The 21,499-nt window shown below is 72.4% G+C and carries 23 protein-coding genes; 14 read left to right on the top strand and 9 right to left on the bottom strand.

Annotated features, from left to right (window positions below; genetic code table 11):
• Together Aau02nite_RS15230 and Aau02nite_RS15225 are read left to right on the top strand one after the other, a co-directional pair.
• On the top strand, positions 1-1,619 hold a 1,619-nt coding region (locus Aau02nite_RS15230), incomplete at its 5' end, for a Xaa-Pro dipeptidyl-peptidase (protein ID WP_212989064.1).
• Positions 1,620-1,745: 126 nt separating this feature from the next.
• Positions 1,746-2,936 carry a serine hydrolase domain-containing protein gene (locus tag Aau02nite_RS15225; RefSeq protein WP_212989063.1) on the top strand — a complete coding sequence of 397 codons (1,191 nt, stop codon included), beginning with the start codon at positions 1,746-1,748 and terminating at the stop codon, positions 2,934-2,936.
• Here the strand turns inward: Aau02nite_RS15225 and Aau02nite_RS15220 are convergent.
• On the bottom strand, positions 2,916-3,947 hold the full coding sequence (locus tag Aau02nite_RS15220) for a DUF6461 domain-containing protein (RefSeq protein ID WP_212989062.1): 1,032 nt from the start codon (positions 3,945-3,947) through the stop codon (positions 2,916-2,918). The genes Aau02nite_RS15225 and Aau02nite_RS15220 overlap by 21 nt on opposite strands.
• A 43-nt stretch (positions 3,948-3,990) precedes the next feature.
• On the opposite strand from Aau02nite_RS15220, the gene Aau02nite_RS15215 reads away from it, so the two are divergent.
• The gene (locus Aau02nite_RS15215) at positions 3,991-4,326 is read left to right on the top strand and encodes a TraR/DksA family transcriptional regulator (protein ID WP_212989061.1); all 336 of its coding nucleotides are present in this window, start codon (positions 3,991-3,993) and stop codon (positions 4,324-4,326) included.
• Here Aau02nite_RS15215 and Aau02nite_RS15210 read toward each other — a convergent pair.
• From Aau02nite_RS15210 to Aau02nite_RS15190, 5 genes are all read right to left on the bottom strand, one after another.
• Complete coding sequence (locus tag Aau02nite_RS15210; protein WP_212989060.1) at positions 4,320-5,945, bottom strand: methyl-accepting chemotaxis protein; 1,626 nt, start codon at positions 5,943-5,945, stop codon at positions 4,320-4,322. The genes Aau02nite_RS15215 and Aau02nite_RS15210 overlap by 7 nt on opposite strands.
• A 367-nt stretch (positions 5,946-6,312) precedes the next feature.
• Positions 6,313-7,569, bottom strand: coding sequence for a saccharopine dehydrogenase family protein (locus Aau02nite_RS15205; RefSeq protein WP_212989059.1), 1,257 nt, complete (start codon positions 7,567-7,569; stop codon positions 6,313-6,315).
• A gap of 60 nt (positions 7,570-7,629) precedes the next feature.
• Positions 7,630-8,403 (bottom strand): SDR family NAD(P)-dependent oxidoreductase, encoded by a 774-nt coding sequence (locus Aau02nite_RS15200; RefSeq protein ID WP_212989058.1) that lies wholly within the window; start codon positions 8,401-8,403, stop codon positions 7,630-7,632.
• Positions 8,404-8,458: 55 nt separating this feature from the next.
• Positions 8,459-9,325 (bottom strand): DUF6910 family protein, encoded by an 867-nt coding sequence (locus tag Aau02nite_RS15195; RefSeq protein WP_212989057.1) that lies wholly within the window; start codon positions 9,323-9,325, stop codon positions 8,459-8,461.
• An 80-nt stretch (positions 9,326-9,405) separates the two neighbouring features.
• The gene (locus Aau02nite_RS15190) at positions 9,406-9,861 is read right to left on the bottom strand and encodes an acyltransferase family protein (RefSeq protein WP_212989056.1); all 456 of its coding nucleotides are present in this window, start codon (positions 9,859-9,861) and stop codon (positions 9,406-9,408) included.
• Positions 9,862-9,864: 3 nt separating this feature from the next.
• Here Aau02nite_RS15190 and Aau02nite_RS15185 point away from each other — a divergent pair, with 3 nt between their 5' ends.
• A complete protein-coding gene (locus Aau02nite_RS15185) occupies positions 9,865-10,098 on the top strand; it encodes a zinc ribbon domain-containing protein (RefSeq protein WP_212989055.1) in 234 nt (77 codons plus the stop codon).
• On the opposite strand, the gene Aau02nite_RS15180 is transcribed toward Aau02nite_RS15185, so the two are convergent.
• The gene (locus Aau02nite_RS15180) at positions 10,095-11,117 is read right to left on the bottom strand and encodes a LacI family DNA-binding transcriptional regulator (protein WP_212989054.1); all 1,023 of its coding nucleotides are present in this window, start codon (positions 11,115-11,117) and stop codon (positions 10,095-10,097) included. The genes Aau02nite_RS15185 and Aau02nite_RS15180 overlap by 4 nt on opposite strands.
• Before the next feature lie 102 nt (positions 11,118-11,219).
• Between Aau02nite_RS15180 and Aau02nite_RS15175 the strand changes: the two genes are divergently transcribed.
• The 4 genes from Aau02nite_RS15175 to Aau02nite_RS15160 all read left to right on the top strand — a co-directional run bounded on the left by Aau02nite_RS15175 (position 11,220) and on the right by Aau02nite_RS15160 (position 14,827).
• A complete protein-coding gene (locus Aau02nite_RS15175) occupies positions 11,220-12,374 on the top strand; it encodes a Gfo/Idh/MocA family protein (protein ID WP_212989053.1) in 1,155 nt (384 codons plus the stop codon).
• 5 nt (positions 12,375-12,379) lie between these two features.
• Positions 12,380-13,525 carry a dihydrodipicolinate synthase family protein gene (locus Aau02nite_RS15170; protein WP_438841134.1) on the top strand — a complete coding sequence of 382 codons (1,146 nt, stop codon included), beginning with the start codon at positions 12,380-12,382 and terminating at the stop codon, positions 13,523-13,525.
• Positions 13,522-14,325: a sugar phosphate isomerase/epimerase family protein gene (locus Aau02nite_RS15165; RefSeq protein ID WP_212989051.1), complete on the top strand. Its 804-nt coding sequence runs from the start codon at positions 13,522-13,524 to the stop codon at positions 14,323-14,325. The genes Aau02nite_RS15170 and Aau02nite_RS15165 overlap by 4 nt, the downstream gene beginning before the upstream one ends.
• 100 nt (positions 14,326-14,425) lie before the next feature.
• The gene (locus Aau02nite_RS15160) at positions 14,426-14,827 is read left to right on the top strand and encodes a VOC family protein (RefSeq protein ID WP_212989050.1); all 402 of its coding nucleotides are present in this window, start codon (positions 14,426-14,428) and stop codon (positions 14,825-14,827) included.
• Between the two features lie 9 nt (positions 14,828-14,836).
• On the opposite strand, the gene Aau02nite_RS15155 is transcribed toward Aau02nite_RS15160, so the two are convergent.
• Entirely contained in the window at positions 14,837-15,334 is a 498-nt protein-coding gene (locus Aau02nite_RS15155) for a DUF3253 domain-containing protein (protein WP_212989049.1), read from the bottom strand.
• 125 nt (positions 15,335-15,459) lie between these two features.
• Between Aau02nite_RS15155 and Aau02nite_RS15150 the strand changes: the two genes are divergently transcribed.
• Positions 15,460-15,675: a hypothetical protein gene (locus tag Aau02nite_RS15150; RefSeq protein ID WP_212989048.1), complete on the top strand. Its 216-nt coding sequence runs from the start codon at positions 15,460-15,462 to the stop codon at positions 15,673-15,675.
• Here Aau02nite_RS15150 and Aau02nite_RS15145 read toward each other — a convergent pair whose 3' ends face one another.
• Positions 15,676-16,710: a LacI family DNA-binding transcriptional regulator gene (locus tag Aau02nite_RS15145; RefSeq protein WP_212989047.1), complete on the bottom strand. Its 1,035-nt coding sequence runs from the start codon at positions 16,708-16,710 to the stop codon at positions 15,676-15,678. It abuts the gene before it with no gap.
• 150 nt (positions 16,711-16,860) lie between these two features.
• On the opposite strand from Aau02nite_RS15145, the gene Aau02nite_RS15140 reads away from it, so the two are divergent.
• From Aau02nite_RS15140 to Aau02nite_RS15120, 5 genes are read left to right on the top strand one after another with little or no spacing between them, the layout of a single operon-like run.
• Positions 16,861-18,087: an amino acid ABC transporter substrate-binding protein gene (locus Aau02nite_RS15140; protein WP_212989046.1), complete on the top strand. Its 1,227-nt coding sequence runs from the start codon at positions 16,861-16,863 to the stop codon at positions 18,085-18,087.
• Positions 18,088-18,094: 7 nt separating this feature from the next.
• Positions 18,095-18,982 carry a branched-chain amino acid ABC transporter permease gene (locus tag Aau02nite_RS15135; protein ID WP_212989045.1) on the top strand — a complete coding sequence of 296 codons (888 nt, stop codon included), beginning with the start codon at positions 18,095-18,097 and terminating at the stop codon, positions 18,980-18,982.
• Positions 18,966-19,991 carry a branched-chain amino acid ABC transporter permease gene (locus tag Aau02nite_RS15130; RefSeq protein ID WP_212989044.1) on the top strand — a complete coding sequence of 342 codons (1,026 nt, stop codon included), beginning with the start codon at positions 18,966-18,968 and terminating at the stop codon, positions 19,989-19,991. Before Aau02nite_RS15135 ends, Aau02nite_RS15130 begins: the two co-directional genes overlap by 17 nt.
• Positions 19,988-20,716 carry an ABC transporter ATP-binding protein gene (locus Aau02nite_RS15125; protein WP_212989043.1) on the top strand — a complete coding sequence of 243 codons (729 nt, stop codon included), beginning with the start codon at positions 19,988-19,990 and terminating at the stop codon, positions 20,714-20,716. The genes Aau02nite_RS15130 and Aau02nite_RS15125 overlap by 4 nt, the downstream gene beginning before the upstream one ends.
• On the top strand, positions 20,706-21,494 hold the full coding sequence (locus Aau02nite_RS15120) for an ABC transporter ATP-binding protein (RefSeq protein WP_212989042.1): 789 nt from the start codon (positions 20,706-20,708) through the stop codon (positions 21,492-21,494). The genes Aau02nite_RS15125 and Aau02nite_RS15120 overlap by 11 nt, the downstream gene beginning before the upstream one ends.
• The last annotated feature ends 5 nt before the right edge of the window (positions 21,495-21,499 follow it).

Genomic DNA, 21,499 nt, shown 5'->3' with positions numbered 1-21,499 from the left:
CCGAGCGCCGGGTGCCGGTGATCTTCCAGGCCAGTCCGTACTACGCCGGGCTCAACGACGTACCGAATCACGACGACATCGACCGCGACGGCGCCGGCGCGCGCCGCGGCGGGGGCAGTGGCGCCGACCGGGCGGCCGAGACGGTGACCTTCGCCGGCTACCTGGACAACTACTTCGTGCCCCGCGGGTACGCCGTCGTCTTCGCCGACAGCCTGGGCAGCGGCGGGTCGGACGGGTGTCCCACCTCGGGCGGGCGCAACGAGACGCTCGGCATGAAGGCCGTCGTGGACTGGCTCAACGGGCGGGCCGCCGCCTTCGACGAGGCCGGGGCGCCCGTACGGGCCGGGTGGTCGACCGGGCGCACCGGCATGATCGGGGTTTCCTACAACGGCACGCTGCCCAACGCCGTCGCCGCCACCGGGGTGCGCGGGCTGGAGACCATCGTGCCCATCGCCGCCATCTCCAGCTGGTACGACTACTACCGGGCCAACGGCGGTGTCGTGGCCCCGGGCGGGTTCCAGGGTGAGGACACCGACGTGCTGGCCAAGGCGGTGCTCACCCGGGAGCGTCCTGAGGTCTGCGCCGATGTCATGGCCGCCCTGGAACACGACCAGGACCGGGTCACCGGCGACTACAACCGCTTCTGGGCCGAGCGTGACTACCTGCGCGACGTGGACAAGGTGCGCGCCAGCGTGCTGCTGGTGCACGGGCTGCACGACAACAATGTGCGCACCTCGCAGGCCGGGCAGTGGTGGGACGCGCTGGCGAAGCGGCACGTGCCGCGCAAGATCTGGCTGCACCAGGCCGCGCACACCGACCCGTTCAACGTCCGGCGGGCCGAGTGGCTCAGCACGCTGCACCGCTGGTTCGACTTCTGGCTCCACCGGATCGACACCGGGATCATGCGGGAGCCGATGGCCGACGTCGAGGTCGCGCCGACCGTCTGGCGGACCGCGCGGTCCTGGCCCGTGCCGGGCACGCGACCGACCGCCATGTTCCCCGGCGCGGGCGGCACGCTGAGCCGTACGCCGTCGGGCTTCGGCACCCGCGAGTCGTTCGTCGACGATCCCGCGCAGACCGCCGAGCAGCTGGCCGACGACGAGTTCGCCACCGATCCGAACAGGTTGGCCTATCTGTCCGAGCCGCTGACCCGCGAGACCCGCCTCTCCGGCACGCCCGAGGTCACCATCCGGGCCGACGTGGACGGTCCCTCGCCCTATCTCACCGCGCTGCTGGTCGACTACGGTCCCGCCGACCGCTTCGCCGGGCTGCGGTCGCTGCCCGTGCAGGACTGCGTCGGTCCCGGCATCCCGGAGGATCCGGGCTGCTTCAACCGCCGGGAGTACGTGACCACGCGCACCGACTCGGAGATCGTCAGCCGGGGCTGGCTCGACGTGCGCAACCGGCTCTCCGCCGCCCGCAGCACGCCGGTGCGCGCCGGTCAGGCGTACACCTTCCGTTGGAAGCTGCAGACCCAGGACCACGTGTTCGCGGCCGGGCACCGGATCGGCCTCGTGCTGATCTCCACCGAGCGTGACCACACGCTGCGCTACCCGGCCGGCACCACGGTCGGCGTCCGGCTCGGCGTGTCCCGGGTGATGCTCCCGCTGTCCCGCTGAGCCGGCCCCGGACACCCGGGGAAAAAGTCATCCGATCGGGCCGAACGATTCGCCGATCCACTCCGTAGTCATGTCCGAGGCGTTACGTATCGCGTACGCACCGTCGATCGGACAGCGGGGGCTGTTATGACCAGTGTCATCGATCCGCATCACCTTCAGCCGAGTTCCTCCTGGTGGGAGCGCCAGGGCGACCTGATCATGCGGCGCCCGTTCAACGAGTGGACCTTCACCCACATGAACTGGCTGCTGCCCACCGAGCGGGTCGCCCGCGGCCCGGTGCACCGGCCGCTGCCGGGCCGGTCCCGCCCGCTGGACGTGACGTACGACTTCGGCGGCGCCGAGCTGAGCCTGGCCGACCTGCACCGCCGGACCTTCACCACGGCCTTCGTCGTGCTGCACCGTGGCGAACTCGTGCACGAGTCGTACCCCGGTGCCTTCGCCGGCCCGCGGGCCCGCTTCCAGCTCTTCTCCCTGTCCAAGTCGCTGACCTCGATGCTGGTCGGCATCGCCCTGGCCGACGGCGCGATCGGCGCCCTGACCGACCGGGTGATCGACTACCGGCCCGACTTCACCGGTACGGCCTACGAGTCCACCACCCTGGCCGACCTGCTGGCGATGAGCAGCGGCGTCGGCGACATCGAGCAGTGGGACGTGCCCGGCACGGACATCAAGCGCTTCGAGGAGGCCTGCCTGGGCCGCGGCAGCGTCGAGGACGTGCTGCGGTCGGCCCGCCGCACCGGGGCGCCGGGGGAGCGGTTCAACTACTCCACCCTCGACGCCCAGCTCATCGGCTGGGTGCTCGAGGCCGCCACCGGCAAAACCCTGGCCCGGTACGCCGCCGACCGCCTGTGGAGCCGGATCGGCGCCGACCGCGACGCCTACTACTGGCTCTCCCGCTCCCGCCCGCGCACCGCGATCGGCGGCGGCTCCTTCAACGCGACGGCGCGGGACGTGGCCCGGCTCGGGCTGCTGATGGCCCACGACGGTGTGCTGGACGGCGAGCAGATCGTCCCCCGCGACTGGGTGGCCCGCAGCGGGGTCCGCGACGTGGCCCATCTCGCGATCGGGGCGCTCGGCTCCAGCGGCTACGACCACTACGGCTACGCCAACCAGTGGTGGACGCTGGACGGTGGCGCCTACACCGGGCTCGGCGTGCACGGGCAGTACCTGTTCGTCGACCCGGCCGCCGACGTGGTGATCGTCAAGTGCAGCGCGTGGCCGACCGAGGACGACCCGGAACGCGACCGGGAGACCGTCGCGGCACTGCGGGCGATCACCGCCCGGCTGAGCGGGCGGTCAGCGAGCCTGGTCGCGTAGGGCGGCGAGGACCGCGGTGCGGGCCTGCTCGTCCGCGAGACCGGGCAGGCCCGACGCGTACGGCTTCAGGGCGGCGAGCAGGGCCACCTGTGGGTCCGCGTCTCGTACGCCCCGCAGGGCGGCGAGGAAGCGGGAAAGCCCGGAGTCGCCCGCCGCTCGTCGGCCGGCGGCGAGCCACTCGCGCACCTGTTTGCCCAGCGGGGAGTCCGGTGTCACGGCGCCGGCGGATGTGATGGCCGACATGAGGCCGGGGGTGTCCGCGAGGCCCAGGACTGCTGCCTGCCGGCGCACTTCCGCGACCGCGACGGACCGCTGCAGCTGCGGGGCGGCGGCTTCCGCGGCCGTGACCAGTTCCGCGGCATGCGGGGTGCGGCGGCCGGCGCGCAGCAGGTCGCCGGCAGCGGCGGGGGTCACGAACCACGGCTCCAGCTCGGCCGAGATCCGGGCGGCCGACAGGGGCTGGTCCGGGAGCCGGGCGCCGGTGATCCGCTGGGCCAGCACGATCGCCCTGGCCTCGGCGTCCTGCCAGGTGGGCTCGTACTCGTCGGTCGGCGTCCGCAGGCCCAGCGCGTCCATGAGATGGCGCAGCATGCCCGGGTCGGCGCCCCAGACCGTCTCCTCGGCCGGGTAGCCCGGGTCGAAGCCGACGATCGTCGTGCCGTCGACCGCGTAGCCGAAGTGTGCGGCGGCGTCGTCGTGGCGCAGCACGGAGACCGCCGCGCTGCCCCGGGAGGCCACCTCCAGCAGGCCGTGGTCGGCCCCGAGGATCCCGCCGGGCTCGATGACCACCGACCAGGCCCCGAGCTCCAGGGCCACGGCGACCTGGGCGAACCCGGCCTCGGCGGACTGTCGCTGCCCGGTCACCTCCGCGGGGGTGCGTTCGCGGATGGTGTCCGGGCATCCGCCCAGCCGGCGCAGGGCCGTCGCGGCATCGGCGTCCTTGACGTAGGTCAGGCAGAACGTCGGCCCGAGCTGGTCGCGGAGCACCCGGGCGTGCGCGAGGTCATCCACAGCAGTGCAGCTTAGGCCCGGTCAGGGAACGTATCGTCGGGGGATGGACCGCGACGACACCCTGCGCCACCTGCGGGCCGAGGCCCGGGCTCAGGTGGAGCGGCTCGACCAGGAACTGCTCGAGCTCTTCGCGGCCTCCCGCAGCTCGAACGCCGACGACGAGCACGACCCGGAGGGCAGCACCATCGCCTTCGAGCGGGCGCAGCTCACCGCCCTGCTCGCCGCGGGCCGGCGCCGCATCGCCGATCTCGACGACGCGCTGGACCGCTCGGCGGCCGGCACCTACGGCGGCTGCGAACGCTGCGGCCGGCCGATCCCGGCCGAGCGGCTCGCCGCCCGGCCGTTCGCCACCACCTGCGTGACCTGCGCTGCTCAGTAGCGGAAGGTGGCGACGAGGCTGCTGAGCTCGGTCGACATCCGGGCCATCTCCGCCGTTGCCTGCTGCGTCTCGGAGACCCCCTGACTGGTCAGCCGGGCGGCTTCGGCGACGCCGGTGATGTTCTGGGCGATCTCGCCGCTGCCGGTGGCCGCCTCGGCCACGCTGCGGTTCATCTCCGCCGTTGTCGCAGTCTGCTCCTCGACAGCCGAGGCGATCGTGGTCTGGAAGTCACTGATCCGCGAGATCACCCCGCTGATCTCCTCGATCGCCAGCACCGCGCCGCTGGTGTCGGCCTGGATCGCCTGGACCCGCCGGGAGATGTCCTCGGTCGCCCGGGCCGTCTCCTGAGCCAGATCCTTGACCTCCGAGGCCACGACTGCGAAGCCCTTACCCATCTCACCGGCCCGAGCCGCCTCGATGGTCGCGTTCAGCGCCAGCAGGTTGGTCTGCTCGGCGATCGAGGTGATGACCTTGATGACGTTGCCGATCTCGGCCGAGGATTCGCCCAGCTTGCCCATGGTGGCCGAGGTCGCCGCGGTGACGCTGACCGCCTCCTCGGCGACCCGGGCGGCCTCGGTGGCGTTCTGGGAGATCTCCCGGATCGACGCGCCCATCTCCTCGCTGCCGGCCGACACGGTGTCGACACTGCGGGAGACCTGCTCGGCCGCGGCGGACACGGCCAGCGCCTGCGTCGAGGTCTCCTCCGCCGAGGCGGCGATCTGCGTCGCTGTGCCGGTCATCTGCTCCGAGGCGCTGGCCAGGGAGGCCGCCGAGCCGTCGATCGTGGTCACCGTCTGGCGCAGCCGGCCCACGGCGGCGTCGAGCGCCCGGCCCATCTGGCCCGGCTCGTCGCGCGAGGTCAGTCCGGAGGTCCGGGTCAGGTCACCGGCCGCGAGAGCTTCGCACACGGCCTTGACCTTGGTCAGGGCCTGGACGAGGCGGCGGGCCACCAGCGCGCCCAGGGCGAGGGCGAGCAGGACGCCCACAACCAGCTCGATGATGGCGATCATCCGGCTGGACTGGTAATCGGACCTGGCCGCGGCCGCGCTCTTCGCCGCGTCGGCCACCTCCATGCTGTCCAGCGTCGCCACGTCCTGGTAGATCGGGGTCAGCAACGGAAGCGTCTTGGTGTCGCGCAGCTTGTTCCAGGTCACGATGTCGTTCCTGGCCCCGGCCGGCAGCATCTCCTCCCGCGCGATCTTGACATACGCCCCGAAAGTCGATTCGACCTTGGCGACCAGCGCCGGATCCCCGTCCGGATTGCTCGCTCGGTAGGCCGCCAGCGCCGCACCGAAGGCTTCGACGTCCTTGTTGAAGGCGTCGCCGAACTTGGCGGTCGTGGCGGGGTCGAGCGCCAGCGCCTGGTTGGCCAGGTCCGATCGAGCCTGCGAGACCGCCGCCTGCATGTCGCCCACGGCCCCGACGCCGGCCACGTTGCTCGTGTAGATGTGCTGCGCGGCGTGGCTGGCGTCGCTGAGCGAGCGGATGCCGTTGATGCCGACGATCACGGCCACCAGGGACGCGACCGCCACCGCGGCGAGCACCTTCACGTTGACGCTGAGGTCGGCGAAGGTCCGCCGTCCGCGGGCAGGCTGGGCCGAGGCGATCACCGTGGTCATGCCCTCACTATCACTTTCGTCGGCCGGTGCGCGGGCCGACTTGGCGATTTTGCCGGACAGTGGACGATGCATCCCGCCCGGGCCGGTCCCGCCCCCGGTGCTGCGGAGGCGGGACCGGCGGGTCAGCGGCGCAGGTGCCGGGGATCGCGGGCGGAACGGGAGCGGTCCGGGCCGAGCCCGCCGGGGGCGTCGGGGTCGGCTGGGCACCGGCGGGCGTGACCGCCGCCAGCACCAGAGCGATGGCGACAGATGGGATTCAGGGCCACTCTGCGCCTCCGGGATCTCCACGCGGCGTTGCGGGCGATCCCGGGACGCTAACCCCGGCCGGGCCTCCGGAGCGACCCCGAGTACCTGAATCGGACAGTACTCAATCGCCGAGCGGACGGGCGGCGATCTCCATGCCCGTCGCCCGCAGCCGCTTGACCAGCGCGTCACCGATCCCGGTGGCCGGCGTCAGCACACCGCCCTCGGACTGCGGCAGCTCGGCCCGGTCCAGCACCAGGGCCAGCGCCGACTCGCCGAGCATGACCGCGGTGGCCTGGTAGCCCGGGTCACCTTGGGCCCGGAACCGGGCCGTGTAGCGCGCACCGGTGCTGGTCGTGGTGAACAGGTCCATGGTGAAGTGCCCCCGCTTGCGGGTCTGCTCGTCCGGCCCGTCGCCGGGCTTGGGCAGGATCCGGTCCAGCAGGAACCGGGTCGGCGGCACCGACAGGCCGACCACCAGTGCACCGAGACCGACCTTGGTGGCGGCGGCGATCACCGGGGACAGCGGCGAGGTGCCGGTGCTCATCGCCTCCCGGTAGCGGAACGCGCGCCCGTACGCGTGGCCCCGCAGGGCGTTGCTGCGCCGCACCACCCGGGAGTTGTAGGACGCCATCACGAACGGGCCCAGGCTGCCGCGCAGCGACGGGTCGACCTCCGAGCCGCGCAGCAGCACCATGTCCTCCTGCCGGCCCAGGTCCGGCTCCCGGTCCCGGGCCGGGCTCAGCGAGTACGGACTGGCGACCAGCCGCCGCAGCTCCTTGTCCCGGCGGACCACGTCCAGCTGGTTGCGCATCGAGTCGATGGTGCCGCCGCTGATCCCGGCGCGGATGCTGGTGACCACGAGAGTGGTGTCGGTGAGCTCACCCGCGCCGTCGGCCCGCACCCGCTGCCACAGCACGTGCACCCCGAGGTCCGAGGGGATCGAGTCGAAACCGCAGGAGTGCACGATCCGGGCGCCGGTCGAGCGGGCCAGCTCGTGGTTCTCGTCGGCACTGGCCCGGGCGAAGATGACCTCGCCGGTCAGGTCGACGTAGTCGGTGCCGGCCGCGGCGCAGGCGCGCGCCAGGGCACGGCCGTACCTGGCGTACGGGCCGACGGTGGTGATCACGACGTGCGCGGCGGCGGCGAGCCGCTCGACGGCGGGGACGTCGAGCGAGTCGGCCACCAGCAGCGGCCAGTCGACGTCCAGCCGGGACCGGACCGCCTCCAGCCGCTCGGCCGACCGTCCGGCCAGGGCGATCCGGGTGCCGGCGGGAGCATGGGCGGCCAGGTGGGCGGCCACCAGCTCACCGACGAAACCGGTGGCGCCGTAGACGACGATGTCGAGGTCGCGGACCCGGGCGGCGGCTTGATCACTCATGGTCGATGATTCTCCGTCACCGCGCCCGGACCCGCTCGTCCGGGCGGCCGGATGCCCCGCTCATTCCGGCAGCTTGACCCCGGACAGCTCCGCGCAGGTGGCCAGCAACTCCTCCTGCAGCTCCTCGCGGTAGGCCGCGGGGTTGGCCCGCAGGTCCCGGCGGCGCTTGAAGTAGCGGCCGGTGACCATGGCCGCCGGCTCGTCGCTGGTGGCCAGCCAGATCTGCGTCTCGGCGCCGGCGGGCAGATCGTCGGTCGCGCCGGGCCCGCCCATCCGGGTACGGATCCAGCCGGGGTCGACGGCGTTGCTCAGGGTCTGCGGCCGGCGCCGGGCCACCGCGAAGGCGAGCATCACGTCGTAGAGCTTGGAGTCGCTGTACGCCTGCATGCCGTCCCAGCTGCGGCTCTGCCACTGCAGGTCGTCGAGGCGAGGCTCGCCGCCGGACTCGAGCCCGGAGGTCAGGTAGACCAGCCGCGCCGGCCAGGGGATCAGGGCGGTCAGCACGTACGGCGCCAGCACGTTGACCTGGAAGATGCGTTCCAGGCCGTCCCCGGTGCGGACCGGTGCGTCCTGGCCCCCGCCCACCCCGGCGTTGTGGATCACCACGTCGTACGGGCCGACCGCCGCCGCCTGCTCGGCCAGCTCCCGCGTCTCGGCCAGGGAGGTCAGGTCGCCGCGCAGGACGGCGGCGGCCTGCGGCACCGATGCCAGGGCCTGCGCGGCGCGTTCCTCGTTGCGGGCGTGCAGGACCACCCGGTGCCCGTCCGCCGCGAGCGTGCTCGCCGTCTGCCGTCCGATGCCGTCGCTGGATCCGGTCACCAAAATCGTTGCCATGTCTTCCTGCTTCCCTCGTTGCGCCGCGCTGAACATCACTGCGCCGCGCTGAACCTCACCAGGTGATCCGGAGGTCGAGCCGGCTCGAGGCGGCGAGCGGGTCGTCGGCGTCGACGACCGCGATCAGCCCGGCCCCGTCCGGCCCGGCCGTGCGCACGGCCAGGCCCTCGATCTTGTGCGGCCCGCCGGGCACCGGGGCGACCGCGAGCACCCGCTCGTCGTCCAGCAGGGCGATCGCGGCTCCGACCACCGGACCGTCGTCGACCGCGTTCGGGGTGTCCTCCGCGGCGGCGGACACCAGCATCCGGCCGTCCGGCAGGGCCACCGCGTCGGTGACGGCCAGCGCCACCCCACCGACCGCCCCGAGGTCATACCGGCGCGGACCGCTCACCTCGGCCGGTTCCGCGGCGACGAGCGCGGACAGGTTGACGTCGACCGACGCGGAGGGCACGCCGGTCGCCGAGTTACCCCGCTGGAACCAGCGCAGCCGGTCGCCGATGCGGGCGGCGCCCTCGAGGTTGAGCTGGTCCGGCCGGATGTCGAGCGCCGCGGCGACCCGGTGGTACGCGGCCGTGAGGCCGGCGGTGGTGAAGACCCCCGGCTCCGCGACGAGGGAGGCGCGCATCCGGGCGGCGGTGGAGCCGGAGCCGAGCAGCAGCACGCCGCCATCGACGGTCACCGCCGCCTCGAAGTCCGGTTTCAGGTGCTTGGTGCCCTCGGCCGAGCTGAAGGTCTCGTGGCCGTCCACCGCGGCGATCACCCGGATCGCCGTGACCCCGCCGGGCCGCACCCAGGCGGCGTGCGTGGCGTCGTCCTGAGCGACGAGCCAGCCGTCGCCGAAGGCCGCGATGGCCGAGGCGGCCCGCACCGGCTCCCCAGGACCGAACCACAGCGGGGTGTCACTCTCGATCTCGACGCGCATCGTCACGTCCTCTCCGGGCGCATACCGAACAAGAACCGGGTGATCCGGTCCGCCGGACCAGGATGTCGTACGCCCGAACGTCAGGATGAACGACACAGCCACGATGACGGCGTCCTCCGCGATGAAGCCGGGCGCGCCGGCCCCGAACGCGACGACGGCCCGCCCGGCCGCGCCGGAGGCGGCGTCGACCGCAGCCACTGCGGCACCGGAACGATGGTCAGCGTGGCGAAGACCAGCGGCACACCCAGGCGCAGCAGCCGCTCGACGGCGAAGCCCCGCGGGCCGCGCTTGCGCAGCGAGTGCCGGGCGCCGATCCCGGCGACGACGAACAGCAACGGCATCGCCCAGACCACGCCCAGCCCGGCCAGCACGGTGGTCGTCTCGGCATCCTCGGCGTTCTTGACGTAGAAGTCGTCGCTCGCGTCGAAGACCAGGGCGGCGTGGAAGAACACCAGGCCGAGCACGACGGCGATGCGCAGCGTGTCCAGCGCGGGGCGTCGTCCGGGTGTGGGCTCGCGGTGGCTGGGTACCGTCATCGCGTGTTCCTCATCTTCGGATTCAAGTCCTCGGACCGCCGGATCGCGGCCCCCACCCTGCTGCACGCCTACTGCGGTGCCACCGTGGCCCAGGTGCTGATCAAGCGCACCACCAAGTTCAGCCTCTTCTTCATCCCGCTGTTCCCGGTGCGCCCGGCCCGCTACTACATGCAGTGCACGAACTGCGGTGTCACCGAGGACGTCGACGCGCGGCACGTGGCCCAGCTGGCCGCCTAACGCGCGGGCGGGGCGGCGGTGCTGCCCCGCAGCACCAGCTTCGCCGCCGCGTGCTCCACCAGCGGACCCTCCCGGTCGCCGTCGCGCAAGGCCAGCGACATGGCGCGGACGCCGATCTCCTCCAGCGGCAGCCGTACGGTGCTCAGCGGCGGCGTCACATCGACCGAGATCGGCATGTCGTCGAAGCCGATCAGGCTCACCTGCCCGGGGACGTCGATGCCCCGTTCCCGCAGGCAGGCCAGCGCCCCCACGGCCATGGAGTCGTTCAGCGCGGCGATGGCGGTCAGTCCCGGGTTCTGCTCCAGCAGGGTCGCGGCCGCCGCCGCGCCGCCGTTGCGGTCGAAGTCGGCGTAGACCACCTGCTTGGCGCCCAGCCGGTGCCCGTGCTCCTTGGCCGCCCGGCGCAGCCCGGCGAGACGGTCGGTGGTGGTGGTCAGGTGCCGCGGCCCGGCGATGACCCCGACGGCGGTGTGCCCGAGCCGGTAGAGCGCGTCACCGGCCAGGTAGCCGCCAGGCTCGTTCTCCGGAACGACGGCGTCACCGGCGTGCTCGTGCCGGCCGATCACCGAGACCCGGCCGCCGGTGCTCTGGTAGAGCCGCAGCTTGCCGTCCAGCCGGGCGGTGATCGGCGCGTCGACGTAACCCGAGCCGGCCAGCACGATCGCGGCGGTCTGGTGGGCGTGCAGCAGGTCGACGTAGGCGAGCTCGCGTTCCGGATCGCGGTAGCTGTTGCAGATGATGACCAGCCGGCCGTGGTCGGTGGCCACCCGCTGCAGGCCGCGGGTGATCTCGGCGAAGTACGGGTCCGAGACGTCGTGCACGATCACGCCGACGGCGGTGCGGTCGGCCCGGGCCAGCTGCTGCGCGTTGGCGTTGGGCACGAACTGGAGCTCGGCGACGGCCGCGAGGACGCGCTCGCGCAGTGCCTCGGCGACCGGCTTGGGGCTGTTGTTGATGATGCGGGACACGGTCGCGGTCGAGACCCCCGCCCGCCGCGCGACGTCCGCGAGAGTCGCCACGGAAGAGAACACTAGTCCATCAGCGGCCCGGAGCAACCGCTTGCCTGGAGTGTCCGCGCGCCGGTAACCTGCCGGGAAAGCGCTTACCTAGGGGGTCGGCCCATGTCCGCTCGCGTCCCGATCGGGATCGTCATGAACGGTGTCACCGGAAGGATGGGCTATCGCCAGCACCTGGTGCGTTCCCTGCTCGCCATCCGGGAGAGCGGCGGCCTGCCGCTGCGCGACGGCTCCGTGCTCTGGCCGGAGCTGCTGCTGGTCGGCCGTAGCGAGGCCAAGCTGCGGGACGTGGCCACCCGGCACGGCCTGACCGAGTGGACCACCGATCTGGGCGCGGCGCTGGCCCGCCCCGACATGCAGATCTACTTCGACGCCCAGGTGACCAGCGAGCGGGAGAAGGCCATCGGGCTGGCCATCGAGGCCGGCAAGCACATCTACACCGAGAAGCCGCTGGCCACCACGCTGCACGGCGCGATCGAGCTGGCCCGCTCGGCGGACGCGGCCGGGGTCAAGCACGGCGTGGTGCAGGACAAGCTGTTCCTGCCCGGCCTGCGCAAGCTGGAACGGCTGATCAGCGGTGGCTTCTTCGGCCGGATCCTGTCGATCCGCGGCGAGTTCGGCTACTGGGTCTTCGAGGGGGACTGGCAGGCCGCCCAGCGTCCGAGCTGGAACTACCGGGCCGCGGACGGCGGCGGCATCGTGGTGGACATGTTCCCGCACTGGCACTACGTGCTGGAGCAGCTGTTCGCCCCGGTCCGGGCGGTCACCGCGCACGTCACCACGCACATCCCGCAGCGCTGGGACGAGCGCGGCGAGCCGTACGAGGCCACCGCCGACGACTCCGCGTACGGGATCTTCGAGCTCGACGGGGGTGTGGTCGCGCAGATCAACTCCTCCTGGGCCGTCCGGGTCAACCGCGACGAGCTGGTCGAGTTCCAGGTGGACGGCACCGAGGGCAGCGCCGTGGCGGGCCTGCGCAACTGCCGGATCCAGCACCGGGCCACCACACCGAAGCCGGTGTGGAACCCCGACCTGCCGCTGACCCACTCCTTCCGCGACCAGTGGCAGGAGGTGCCGGACAACGAGGAGTTCGACAACGGCTTCAAGGCGCAATGGGAGATGTTCCTGCGCCACGTCGCCGAGGACACTCCGTACACCTGGGACCTGTGGGCCGGGGCGCGCGGCGTGCAGCTGGCCGAGCTCGGCCTGCAGTCGGCCCGCGAGGGCCGCCGCATCGAGATCCCGGAGCTGGAGCAGTGACCCGGTTGCTGCACTTGCCGGACGGGCCGCTGACCCTGTCCGGCGCGGGCGCCGAGTGGGCCACGCCCGGGGCGCCGTTCACCAGCCGGGTTGCCTACGCCGCCGCCCACGTCGTGGCCGATCCCGCCGCCGAGAACGTGCCGGGTGCACCGCCCGCGGTGGACTGGGACGCCACGCTGGCCTTCCGGCGGCACCTCTGGGCGCACGGCTTCGGCGTGGCCGAGGCGATGGACACCGCGCAGCGCGGCATGGGCCTGGACTATCCGGCGGCCCGCGAGCTGATCCGCCGCTCGGCCCGCGAGGCGGCGGCGGTGGGCGGCACGGTCGTCGCCGGTGTCGCCACCGACCAGCTCGCGCCCGGCCCGGCCACCCTGGACGAGATCCGCAAGGCGTACGGCGAACAGCTGGCCGACGTGCAGGAAGCCGGCGCCGTCCCGGTGCTGATGTGCAGCCGGCACCTGGCCGCCGCGGCCCGGACGGCCCAGGAATACCTGGACGTCTACGGCCAGCTGATCGACGACTCCGACCAGCCGGTGGTGCTGCACTGGCTCGGCCCGGCCTTCGACCCCCTGCTCGCCGGCTACTGGGGAGCCGGCGAGCAGGGCCGGGCCGCCGACACGGTGGCCGAGCTGATCGCCGCGCACCCCGGCAAGGTCGACGGGATCAAACTGTCGCTGCTGGACGAGGACTTCGAGGTGGCGATGCGGCGGCGGCTCCCGGCCGGCGTACGCCTCTACACCGGCGACGACTTCAACTACCCGGTGCTGATCCGCGGCGACGAGCAGGGCCACTCCGAGGCGCTGCTGGGTGTCTTCGCCGCGATCGCACCCCCGGCCGCGGCGGCGCTGCGGGCCCTGGACGCGGGCGACCTCGAGCTCTACGACCGCATCCTGGCCCCGACCGTGACCCTGTCCCGGCACCTCTTCGAGACCCCGACCTGGTACTACAAAACGGGCATCGTGTTCCTGTCCTGGCTGGCCGGCCACCAGGACCACTTCACGATGGTCGGTGGCGTGCAGAGCGGTCGCTCCCCGCGGCACCTGGCGCAGCTGCTGCGGCTGGCCGATGCCGCCGGGCTGCTGCCCGACGCTGACCTCGCGGCCCACCGGGCCCGGGCCTGGCTCACGACCGTGGGGGTGGCGCAGCCGTGAAGCGCTTCTCCCTGAACCAGGCGACGACCAAGCACTGGCCGCTTCCCGACCTGGTCGCCGGCTGCGTCGAGGCCGGCGTGACCGGCGTCGGCCTGTGGCGCGAGGACGTCCAGGCGTACGGCGTCGAGAAGGCGGCGGCGCTGGTCCGCGACGCCGGGCTGGCCGTCACGTCGCTGTGCCGGGGCGGCTTCTTCCAGCAGGACGGCTGGCAGGACGAGAACAAGCGCGCGATCGACGAGGCGGCCACCCTGGGCGCCCCGGCGCTGGTGCTGGTCTCCGGTGGCCTGCCCGAGGACAGCCGGGACATCGACGCGGCCCGGGCCCACGTTGGCGAGGCGATCGGCACGCTGGTCCCGTACGCGCTGGACGCGGGCGTGCAGCTGGCGATCGAGCCGCTGCACCCGATGTACGCCTCCGACCGCTGCGTCGTGTCCACCCTCGGGCAGGCGCTGGACCTGGCGGGGCCGTACCCGGCGGAGGCGGTCGGGGTCGTGGTGGACACGTACCACCTGTGGTGGGACGACGCGGTGTGGGAGCTGATCGCCCGGGCCGGCCGCGAGCAGCGGATCGCCTGTTTCCAGGTGGCCGACTGGGTGACGCCGCTGCCGGCCGGCGTGCTGCTGGGCCGGGGGCTGCCCGGTACGGGCTGCGTGGAGCTGCGCCGTTTCCGGGAGGCGGTGGACGCGGCGGGGTACGCGGGACCGGTCGAGGTGGAGGTCTTCGCCGAGGACGTCTGGTCCCGTCCGGGCCGGGAGGTCCTCACCGAGACCCTGGAACGCTACCGGGAGCACGTCGAGTAGCAGCCGGCCTCCGGCGGGGCGGCCGGGACGCCCGGGTTCCGCTACTGTCCCGCCAGGCGGCAGGCGCCGCGTGATCGATCGGGGGAGAAGGAACTGGCGCGTGATCAAGGGACTGAGCAAGATCGAGGTCATCACGGTGTTCGCCGAGGATCTCGCCGCCACGCGGGCGTTCTACGAGAACGTCTTCGGGCTCGAGGTCGTCTACGCGGACGAGGCGTCGGCCGTGGTCCGGCTGGACAACCTGATGATCAATGTCCTCCGCGCCGACCGGGCCGGAACGCTCATCGAGCCGCAGCCGGTGGGCACCCCGGAGAACGGCGCCCGCCTGCTGATCACCATCCAGGTCGATGATGCCGACGCCGTATGCGAGGAGCTCCAGCAGCACGGTGTCACCATCCTCAACGGCCCGGTCGACCGCCCGTGGGGCCGCCGGACCGCCGCCTTCGCCGACCCGGCCGGCACCATGTGGGAGATCGCGCAGCACCTGCCGCAGCCGTCCTGACCGCGACGGTCAGCCTGACCAGTCAGGCCCCCGGGCCAGGCGGACAGGCCCGGCCGCGGTCGCCACGTCGACGTCGGCGCCGTGCTGGCGAACGGCGATGATTCCCGCTGTGGCCAGCTCGGCGGCCACCTCCCGCGCGGTGCCCATCAGGTCACGCCACTCCGCCCCGCCAACGGCCCGGGCCGCATCGCTGGGGCAGATGGTCGCATCGGGGCGGCGGTGCCGCAACAGTGCGCGCATTGCGGCAGCCAGCCGCGCACGCCGGCCGTCGGGCGTCGGTTCCCACCAGGGATCGCCTCGTTCGGCCAGCGCCACCTCGGCATCCCGCACCCGGGGGCGGGCCGCGTCCGGGTCGTCGCCGAGGAGCCGACGGGCTGCCGTCAACTCGCTCACCAGTTCCCGGCGGAGCGGCTCGGGGATGGCGGGGTCGGCGGCCTGCCGCCGGCGGCCGGAGACGACGAGGTAGCGGCCGTCCGCCGTCATCGTGCCGTCATCGCTGGCGTTCATGGAAGCCATTGTCCTCGGCGAGGCCCGGCTTTCGTCGAAGCCGGCCCACCTAGTGCCTGAGGCATAGCCGGTTCCGGTCGCGAGAGGGAAGAGGCCGGGGCCGCGTCGTCGATAGCGTCGTTCCCATGAGCACAACGGGAGCAGTGGTACGCGGTGTCGTGGGTCTGGCCGCCGTCGTGGCCGGGTGGTGGCTGGTGGACTTCGAGCTGGTCCGGGGCTGGCACTGGAGCAGCCCGAGGTGGTGGATCGCCACCACCGTGCAGGGCTACGGCTACCTCACGGTCTTCCAGGCCGTGCGGGGATTCGTCCGGGCCCGGCGCGAGGTCGCCCCGGCCGCGTAGTCAGCGGGTGGGTGCCGGCCCGGTCGAGTCGCGGACGATCAGCTGATGGCCGGTGGGGCGCCGCCGGGGCCGGGCCGACCGGGGCTTGAGGGCCAGGTCCAGCGCCATCCGCCCCATGTCCGTCATCGGCAGCCGGACCGTGGTCAGGCTCGGCGCCAGGTCCGCCGCCACCGACACGTCGTCGAAGCCCACCACGGACATCTGCTCCGGCACCCGGATCCGGCGGGCGCGCAGCGTGGACAGCACGCCCATCGCCATCGCGTCGTTGAGGGCCACGATCGCCGTGGTGTTCGGGTGCTCGTCGATGATCCGGTCGGCTGCGGCCCGGCCGCCGTCGCGGGTGAAGTCGGTGTGTACGACCGGCAGGCCGGCCAGGGAGAGCCCGTGCGCGCGCAGTCCCGCCGCCACCCCGGCGAGCCGGTCGGCCACCGTGGTCAGGCCCGGGGTGCCCGCGGCCACCGCGATCCGGCGGTGGCCGAGCCCGACCAGGTGGTCGCCGAGCGCGCGGCCGCCGGCCTCGTTGTCGGGCAGCACGGCGTCGACGCCCAGCGAGTGCCGGCCGATGACCGCGACCCGGCCGCCGAGACTCTGGAACGCCGACAGGTCGGCCTTGGCCTCCGCCTCGATGCGCGGGTCGTCGTAGCCCGAGCCGGCCACGATGATGATGCCGACCCGCTGGGCGATCAGGTTGCGGATCTGGCGCAGCTCGTGGCCGGGGTCGCGGCCGGAGTGGCAGATCTGCACCAGCAGGCTCTGCTCGTCGGCGACCTGGATGACCCCGCCGGCGATCTCGGAGAAGTACGGGTCGTCCACCTGGTGCACGACCAGGCCCACGGTGGAGCTGGCCCCGCCGGCCAGGGTCCGGGCGTACGGGTTGGCCACGTAGCCCAGCTCGCGCGAGATCTGCCGGATCCGGTTGGCCACTTCCTCGCTGACCCCGTCGCGGCCGGCCAGGGCCCGGGAGGCGGTGGCCAGCGAGACACCGGCACGTTCGGCGACGTCGACGAGGCGCAGCCTCGGACCGGGCTTGGGCATCCGTCCACTCTCCACGGAAACGGTCACACGTAGTTGATCACCGACGGTGAAGCTGAGGTTACGCCGCTATTGCCAGTGACGTGAACCACACCCTAGGCTACGTAAGCGCTTTCGCAAGCGCTTACGTCCGGGGCAAAGGAGCTTCCGAGGATGCGTTCATCACTACGGCGTACACGTTGGGCCACGGCCCTTGGCGCGACCACGATCCTCGCCCTCGGCGCGTGCAGCGGCGACGGCGACGGCGGTTCCACCGCCACCGACGACCCCATCCTGGTGGGCATCTCACTGCCCCTGACCGGCGACTTCTCCGAGCCGGGCAAGGGCGTGCAGCAGGGCTACGAGGCCTGGGCCAAGATCACCAACGACAAGGGCGGCCTGCTCGGGCGCCAGATCCAGCTGAAGATCCTGGACGACCAGTCCAACGCGGACCGGGTCGTCGCCGACTACGAGCAGCTGATCGGCAGCGACGAGGCCGACCTCGTGGTCGGCCCGTTCTCCACCCGCCTCGTGGTGCCCGCGGCCCGGGTCGCGGAGGAGTACGGCATGCTCTTCGTCGAGCCGGCCGGCGCGGCCAAGGAGGTCTTCTCCCAGGGTTTCAAGAACCTGTTCTACGCGGCCCCGGCGGTGGCGAACGACCACTACAACCACCTGGCCGAATACCTGCTGGCGCTGCCGGCCGACAAGCGGCCGAAGACGGTGGCCTACGCGGCCATGGACGACCCGTTCGCGCAGGGCACGGCGTACGGCCTCAAGGACAAGCTGGAGGCGGCCGGGATCAAGACCGTCGTCAACGAGGTCTATCCGCCGAACACCACCGACTTCAGCAGCATCGCCGCCAAGATCGCCTCGTCCAAGGCGGACATGCTGGTGGGCGGCTCGCAGTACCAGGACGGCGTCAACCTGATCGTCGCCCTGCAACAGCTGAACTACCAGCCGAAGCTCGCGGCCTTCTCCGGGGCGCCGACCAACCCCGAGTTCGCCAAGGCGATCGGCAACAAGACCGAGGGCGTGCTCTCGCCGACCGGGTACAGCCCGGACGCGCCGTACCCGAGCAACAAGGAGTTCGTCGAGAAGTTCACCGCGCAGTTCGGCAAGGCGCCCGACGAGGACCAGGCCAACGCGTACACGACCGGGCAGGTCGTCGCGGCCGCGGTGACCGCCGTGGGCTGCGCCGAGCAGGGTGACTGCCAGAAGAAGCTGGTCGACTGGGTGCACGGCAACAAGGTGGAGACCGTGGTCGGGCCGCTGAGCTGGGACCAGACCGGCAAGCCGCAGGGTGCGCACATGATCCAGCAGTGGGTCGGCGGCAGGATCAGGATCGTGCTGCCGGAGGCGGTCAAGGAAGCCGAGTTCGTCTACCCCAAGCCGGCCTGGTGAGGCGCTCATGCCCTCCGGCGCCCTGCTGTTCCAGAGTGTGATCCTGGGTCTGCTGCTCGGCGGGCTCTACGCCCTGCTGGCGGCCGGGCTCACGCTCTACTTCGGCATCATGCGGGTGGTCATGATCGCGCACTCGGCGTTCCTGATCCTGGCCGCGTACCTTGCCTGGTGGACGCACACCCGGCTGGGCATCGACCCGCTGCTCTCGATGATCGTGACCGTGCCGCTGTTCTTCGGCGCCGGCGTGCTCCTGCAGCGGGGGCTGCTGTCGCGGCTGCGGGCGATCACGCTGACCATGATGTCGGTGCTGCTGACCTTCGCCGTCGCGCTGATCATCGAGGGACTGCTCGGGTACGCGTTCACCGGCACCCAGCGCCGCATCCAGCTCGGCTACGGCTCGGCCGGCCTGCAGGTGTTCGGCGCACGGATCGCGGTGGTCAAGCTGATCGCCTTCGGGCTGGCCGTGCTCGCGCTCGCCGCGCTGTACCTGCTGATGAAGAAGACCACCTTCGGGTGGGCGCTGCGGGCCACCATCCAGCACCGCGACGCGGCCCGGCTGGTCGGCATCGACACCGAGCGGGTGGCCGGCTACGGCTTCGGGCTCGGGCTGGCCACGGCCGCGATCGGCGGCACGGCGCTGTCGCTGGACACCACCATCTACCCGTCGCTGCACTGGCACTGGATCGGCCCGCTGATGGCCATCATCGTGGTCGGCGGGCTCGGCAGCGTGCCCGGGGCGGCGGCCGCCGCGGTGCTGCTCGGGCTGATCCAGAGCCTGCTGCAGATCCCGCTCGGCACCACCTGGGCGCAGACCATCTTCTACCTGGCGCTCTTCGCCACGCTGGCGTTCCGGCCGCAGGGATTCTTCGGAGGTCGCCTTGCTCAGCGTTTCTAGAGCGGTCGGGCTGGTCGTGCTGGCCGCGGCGGTCCTGTCGTTCCCCGGCCTGGCCCCGAATCCGTACATCCTGTCGGCCGGCATCGTGGTGCTGAACTACGCGGTGCTGGCCACCTCGTGGAACTTCGTCGGCGGCTTCACCGGCTACATCTCGCTCGGGCACGGCGCGCTGGCCGGCCTCGGCGGCTACGGCACCGCGCTGCTGGTCACCAAGGCGGGACTGCCCAGCTTCGTGGCCCTGGCGGTGGCCGCGCTGGCGGTCGCGGCCCTGGCGGTGCCGATCGGCCTGGCCGCGCTGCGGGTACGCGGTGCGTCCTTCGTCATCGTCTCGATCGCCCTGGTGCTGATCCTGCTGCTGGTGTTCCAGAGCTGGTCCTCGGTGACCGGCGGCTCGCGGGGACTGGTCGTGCCCCGGCCCTTCCCGGACCTGCTGCGCCCGGAACACCACCGGGTCTTCTACTACCTGTTCGCCGGCCTGCTGGCGCTCGCCCTGCTGGCCTGGTGGGTCATCGACCGCTCCCGCTTCGGCCTGGGCCTGAAGGCCATCCGCGAGGACGAGGACAAGGCCGAGGCGCTGGGCACCCCGACGTTCACGTACAAGCTGATCGTCTTCGTGGTGTCGGCCGGCTTCACCGCGCTGGCCGGCGGCCTCTACGCGTTGTGGTTCGGCGACCTCGACCCGGTCTTCCAGTTCTCCATCCTCACCGGCTCCTACCTGGTGCTGATGGCGCTGCTCGGCGGCGTGCGCAACCTGTTCGGCCCGCTGGCCGGCGCGCTGATCGTGGGCACCGCGCTGGAGTACTTCAAGGGCCAGTTCGGCAACACCCCGCTGCACCTGGTCGCCACCGGTGTGCTACTGGGGCTGGTCGTGATGTTCATGCCCGACGGCGTGCTCCCCGCGATCACCGGCCTGTGGCAGCGCCTGCGCAAGTCGCCACAGAGCTCGATCCGCGAGGTCAGCGCGGCCGACCTGCAGACCGAACGGCAACGGGCGGAGGTGGCCAAGTGAGCCTCGCGACGGTGGACCTGCGCAAGGCGTTCGGGGGAGTGGTGGCGCTCGACGGTGCCACGGTGACCTTCCGCGAGGGCCGGATCAACGCGCTCATCGGGCCCAACGGTTCCGGCAAGACCACCTACTTCAACTGCGTCACCGGGATGATCCGGGCCGACAGCGGCACGGTCACGTACGGCGGCACCGACATCACCCGCAAGGCGCCGCACGCGATCGCCCGGGCCGGGGTGGGCCGTACGTTCCAGCTCTGCCGGGTGTTCCCCCGGATGACGGCGCTGGACAACGTGCTGGCCGCCGTACGCCCGGGCGGGGTGAGCGGCGGGCTGCGCGGCGCGCGGCACCGCGCCGAGGTCGACCGGGCCCGCGGCTGGCTGACCCGGCTGGGCATCGAGCACCTGATCGACATCGAGGCCCGCAACATGTCCTGGGGCCAGCAGAAGCTGCTGGAGCTGGCCGGGGTGCTGATGGGCGAGCCGGCCACCGTGCTGCTCGATGAGCCGGCCGGCGGCGTCAACCCGGCACTGCTCGACCGCATCGGCACCCTGGTGCGCGACCTCAACGCCGAGGGCCGCACCTTCGTGATCGTCGAGCACAACATGGACCTGGTGATGAGCATCAGCGACCACATCGTGGTCTTCGACCGCGGCCGCCCGATCGCCGAGGGCCCGCCGTCGCTGATCCGCACCGACGAGCGCGTGTTGGGGGCCTACCTTGGCAGCTGAATCCCCGCGGCGGAAAACCCAGGCAAATTCACAAAGTGAAATTGAACTGGTCGACGTCCAGGCCGGCTACGGCCGGGCCGCCCCGGTGCTGCGCGGCTTCAGCGTCGCGGTGCCGGCCGGCTCGGTGGTCTGCCTGGTCGGGCCGAACGGGGCCGGCAAGTCCACCGTGCTCAAGGTGGCCAGCGGGCTGCTCAAGCCCCGGTCCGGGCGGATCCTGGTCGGCGGGAAGGACGTCACCGGCACCGGCCCGCAGCGGATGCTGGCCGCCGGCGTCGCTCTGGTGCTGCAGGGCCACAGCGTCTTCCGGGAGATGACCGTCGAGGAGAACGTCCTGCTCGGCGGCTACACCCTGAAGGACAAGGCGAAGGCCGCCGACCGGGCCGCCTTCGTCAAGGACCTCTTCCCGGTGGTCGCCGAGCGCTGGGGATCGCTCGCCGGCCTGCTCTCCGGCGGCCAGCAGAAGCAGGTCGAGTTCGCCCGCTCGCTGATGGTCGACCCGAAGGTGGTGCTGCTCGACGAGCCCTCGATGGGCCTCGACCCGAAGGCCACCAGCACCATCTTCGAGCAGGTCGCGCGGATGCGCGACGCCGGCACAGCCGTGCTGCTGGTCGAGCAGAACGCGCGGCGGGCGCTGGAGACCGCCGACATCGGCTGCGTGCTCGACCTCGGCCGGGTGCACATCTCCGGCCCGGCCGCCCAGCTACTGGCCGATCCCCAGCTCGGTGAGCTCTACCTCGGTGGCCGTCCCGCCGAGCCGAAAGTCACTCCGAAGAGCTGAGAGGT

The sequence above is a fragment of the Actinoplanes auranticolor genome (assembly GCF_018332655.1).
Lineage (GTDB): Bacteria > Actinomycetota > Actinomycetes > Mycobacteriales > Micromonosporaceae > Actinoplanes > Actinoplanes auranticolor.
The sequence above is the reverse complement of the archived record's forward strand: the minus strand, read 5'-3'. Positions and strand labels throughout refer to the sequence as shown.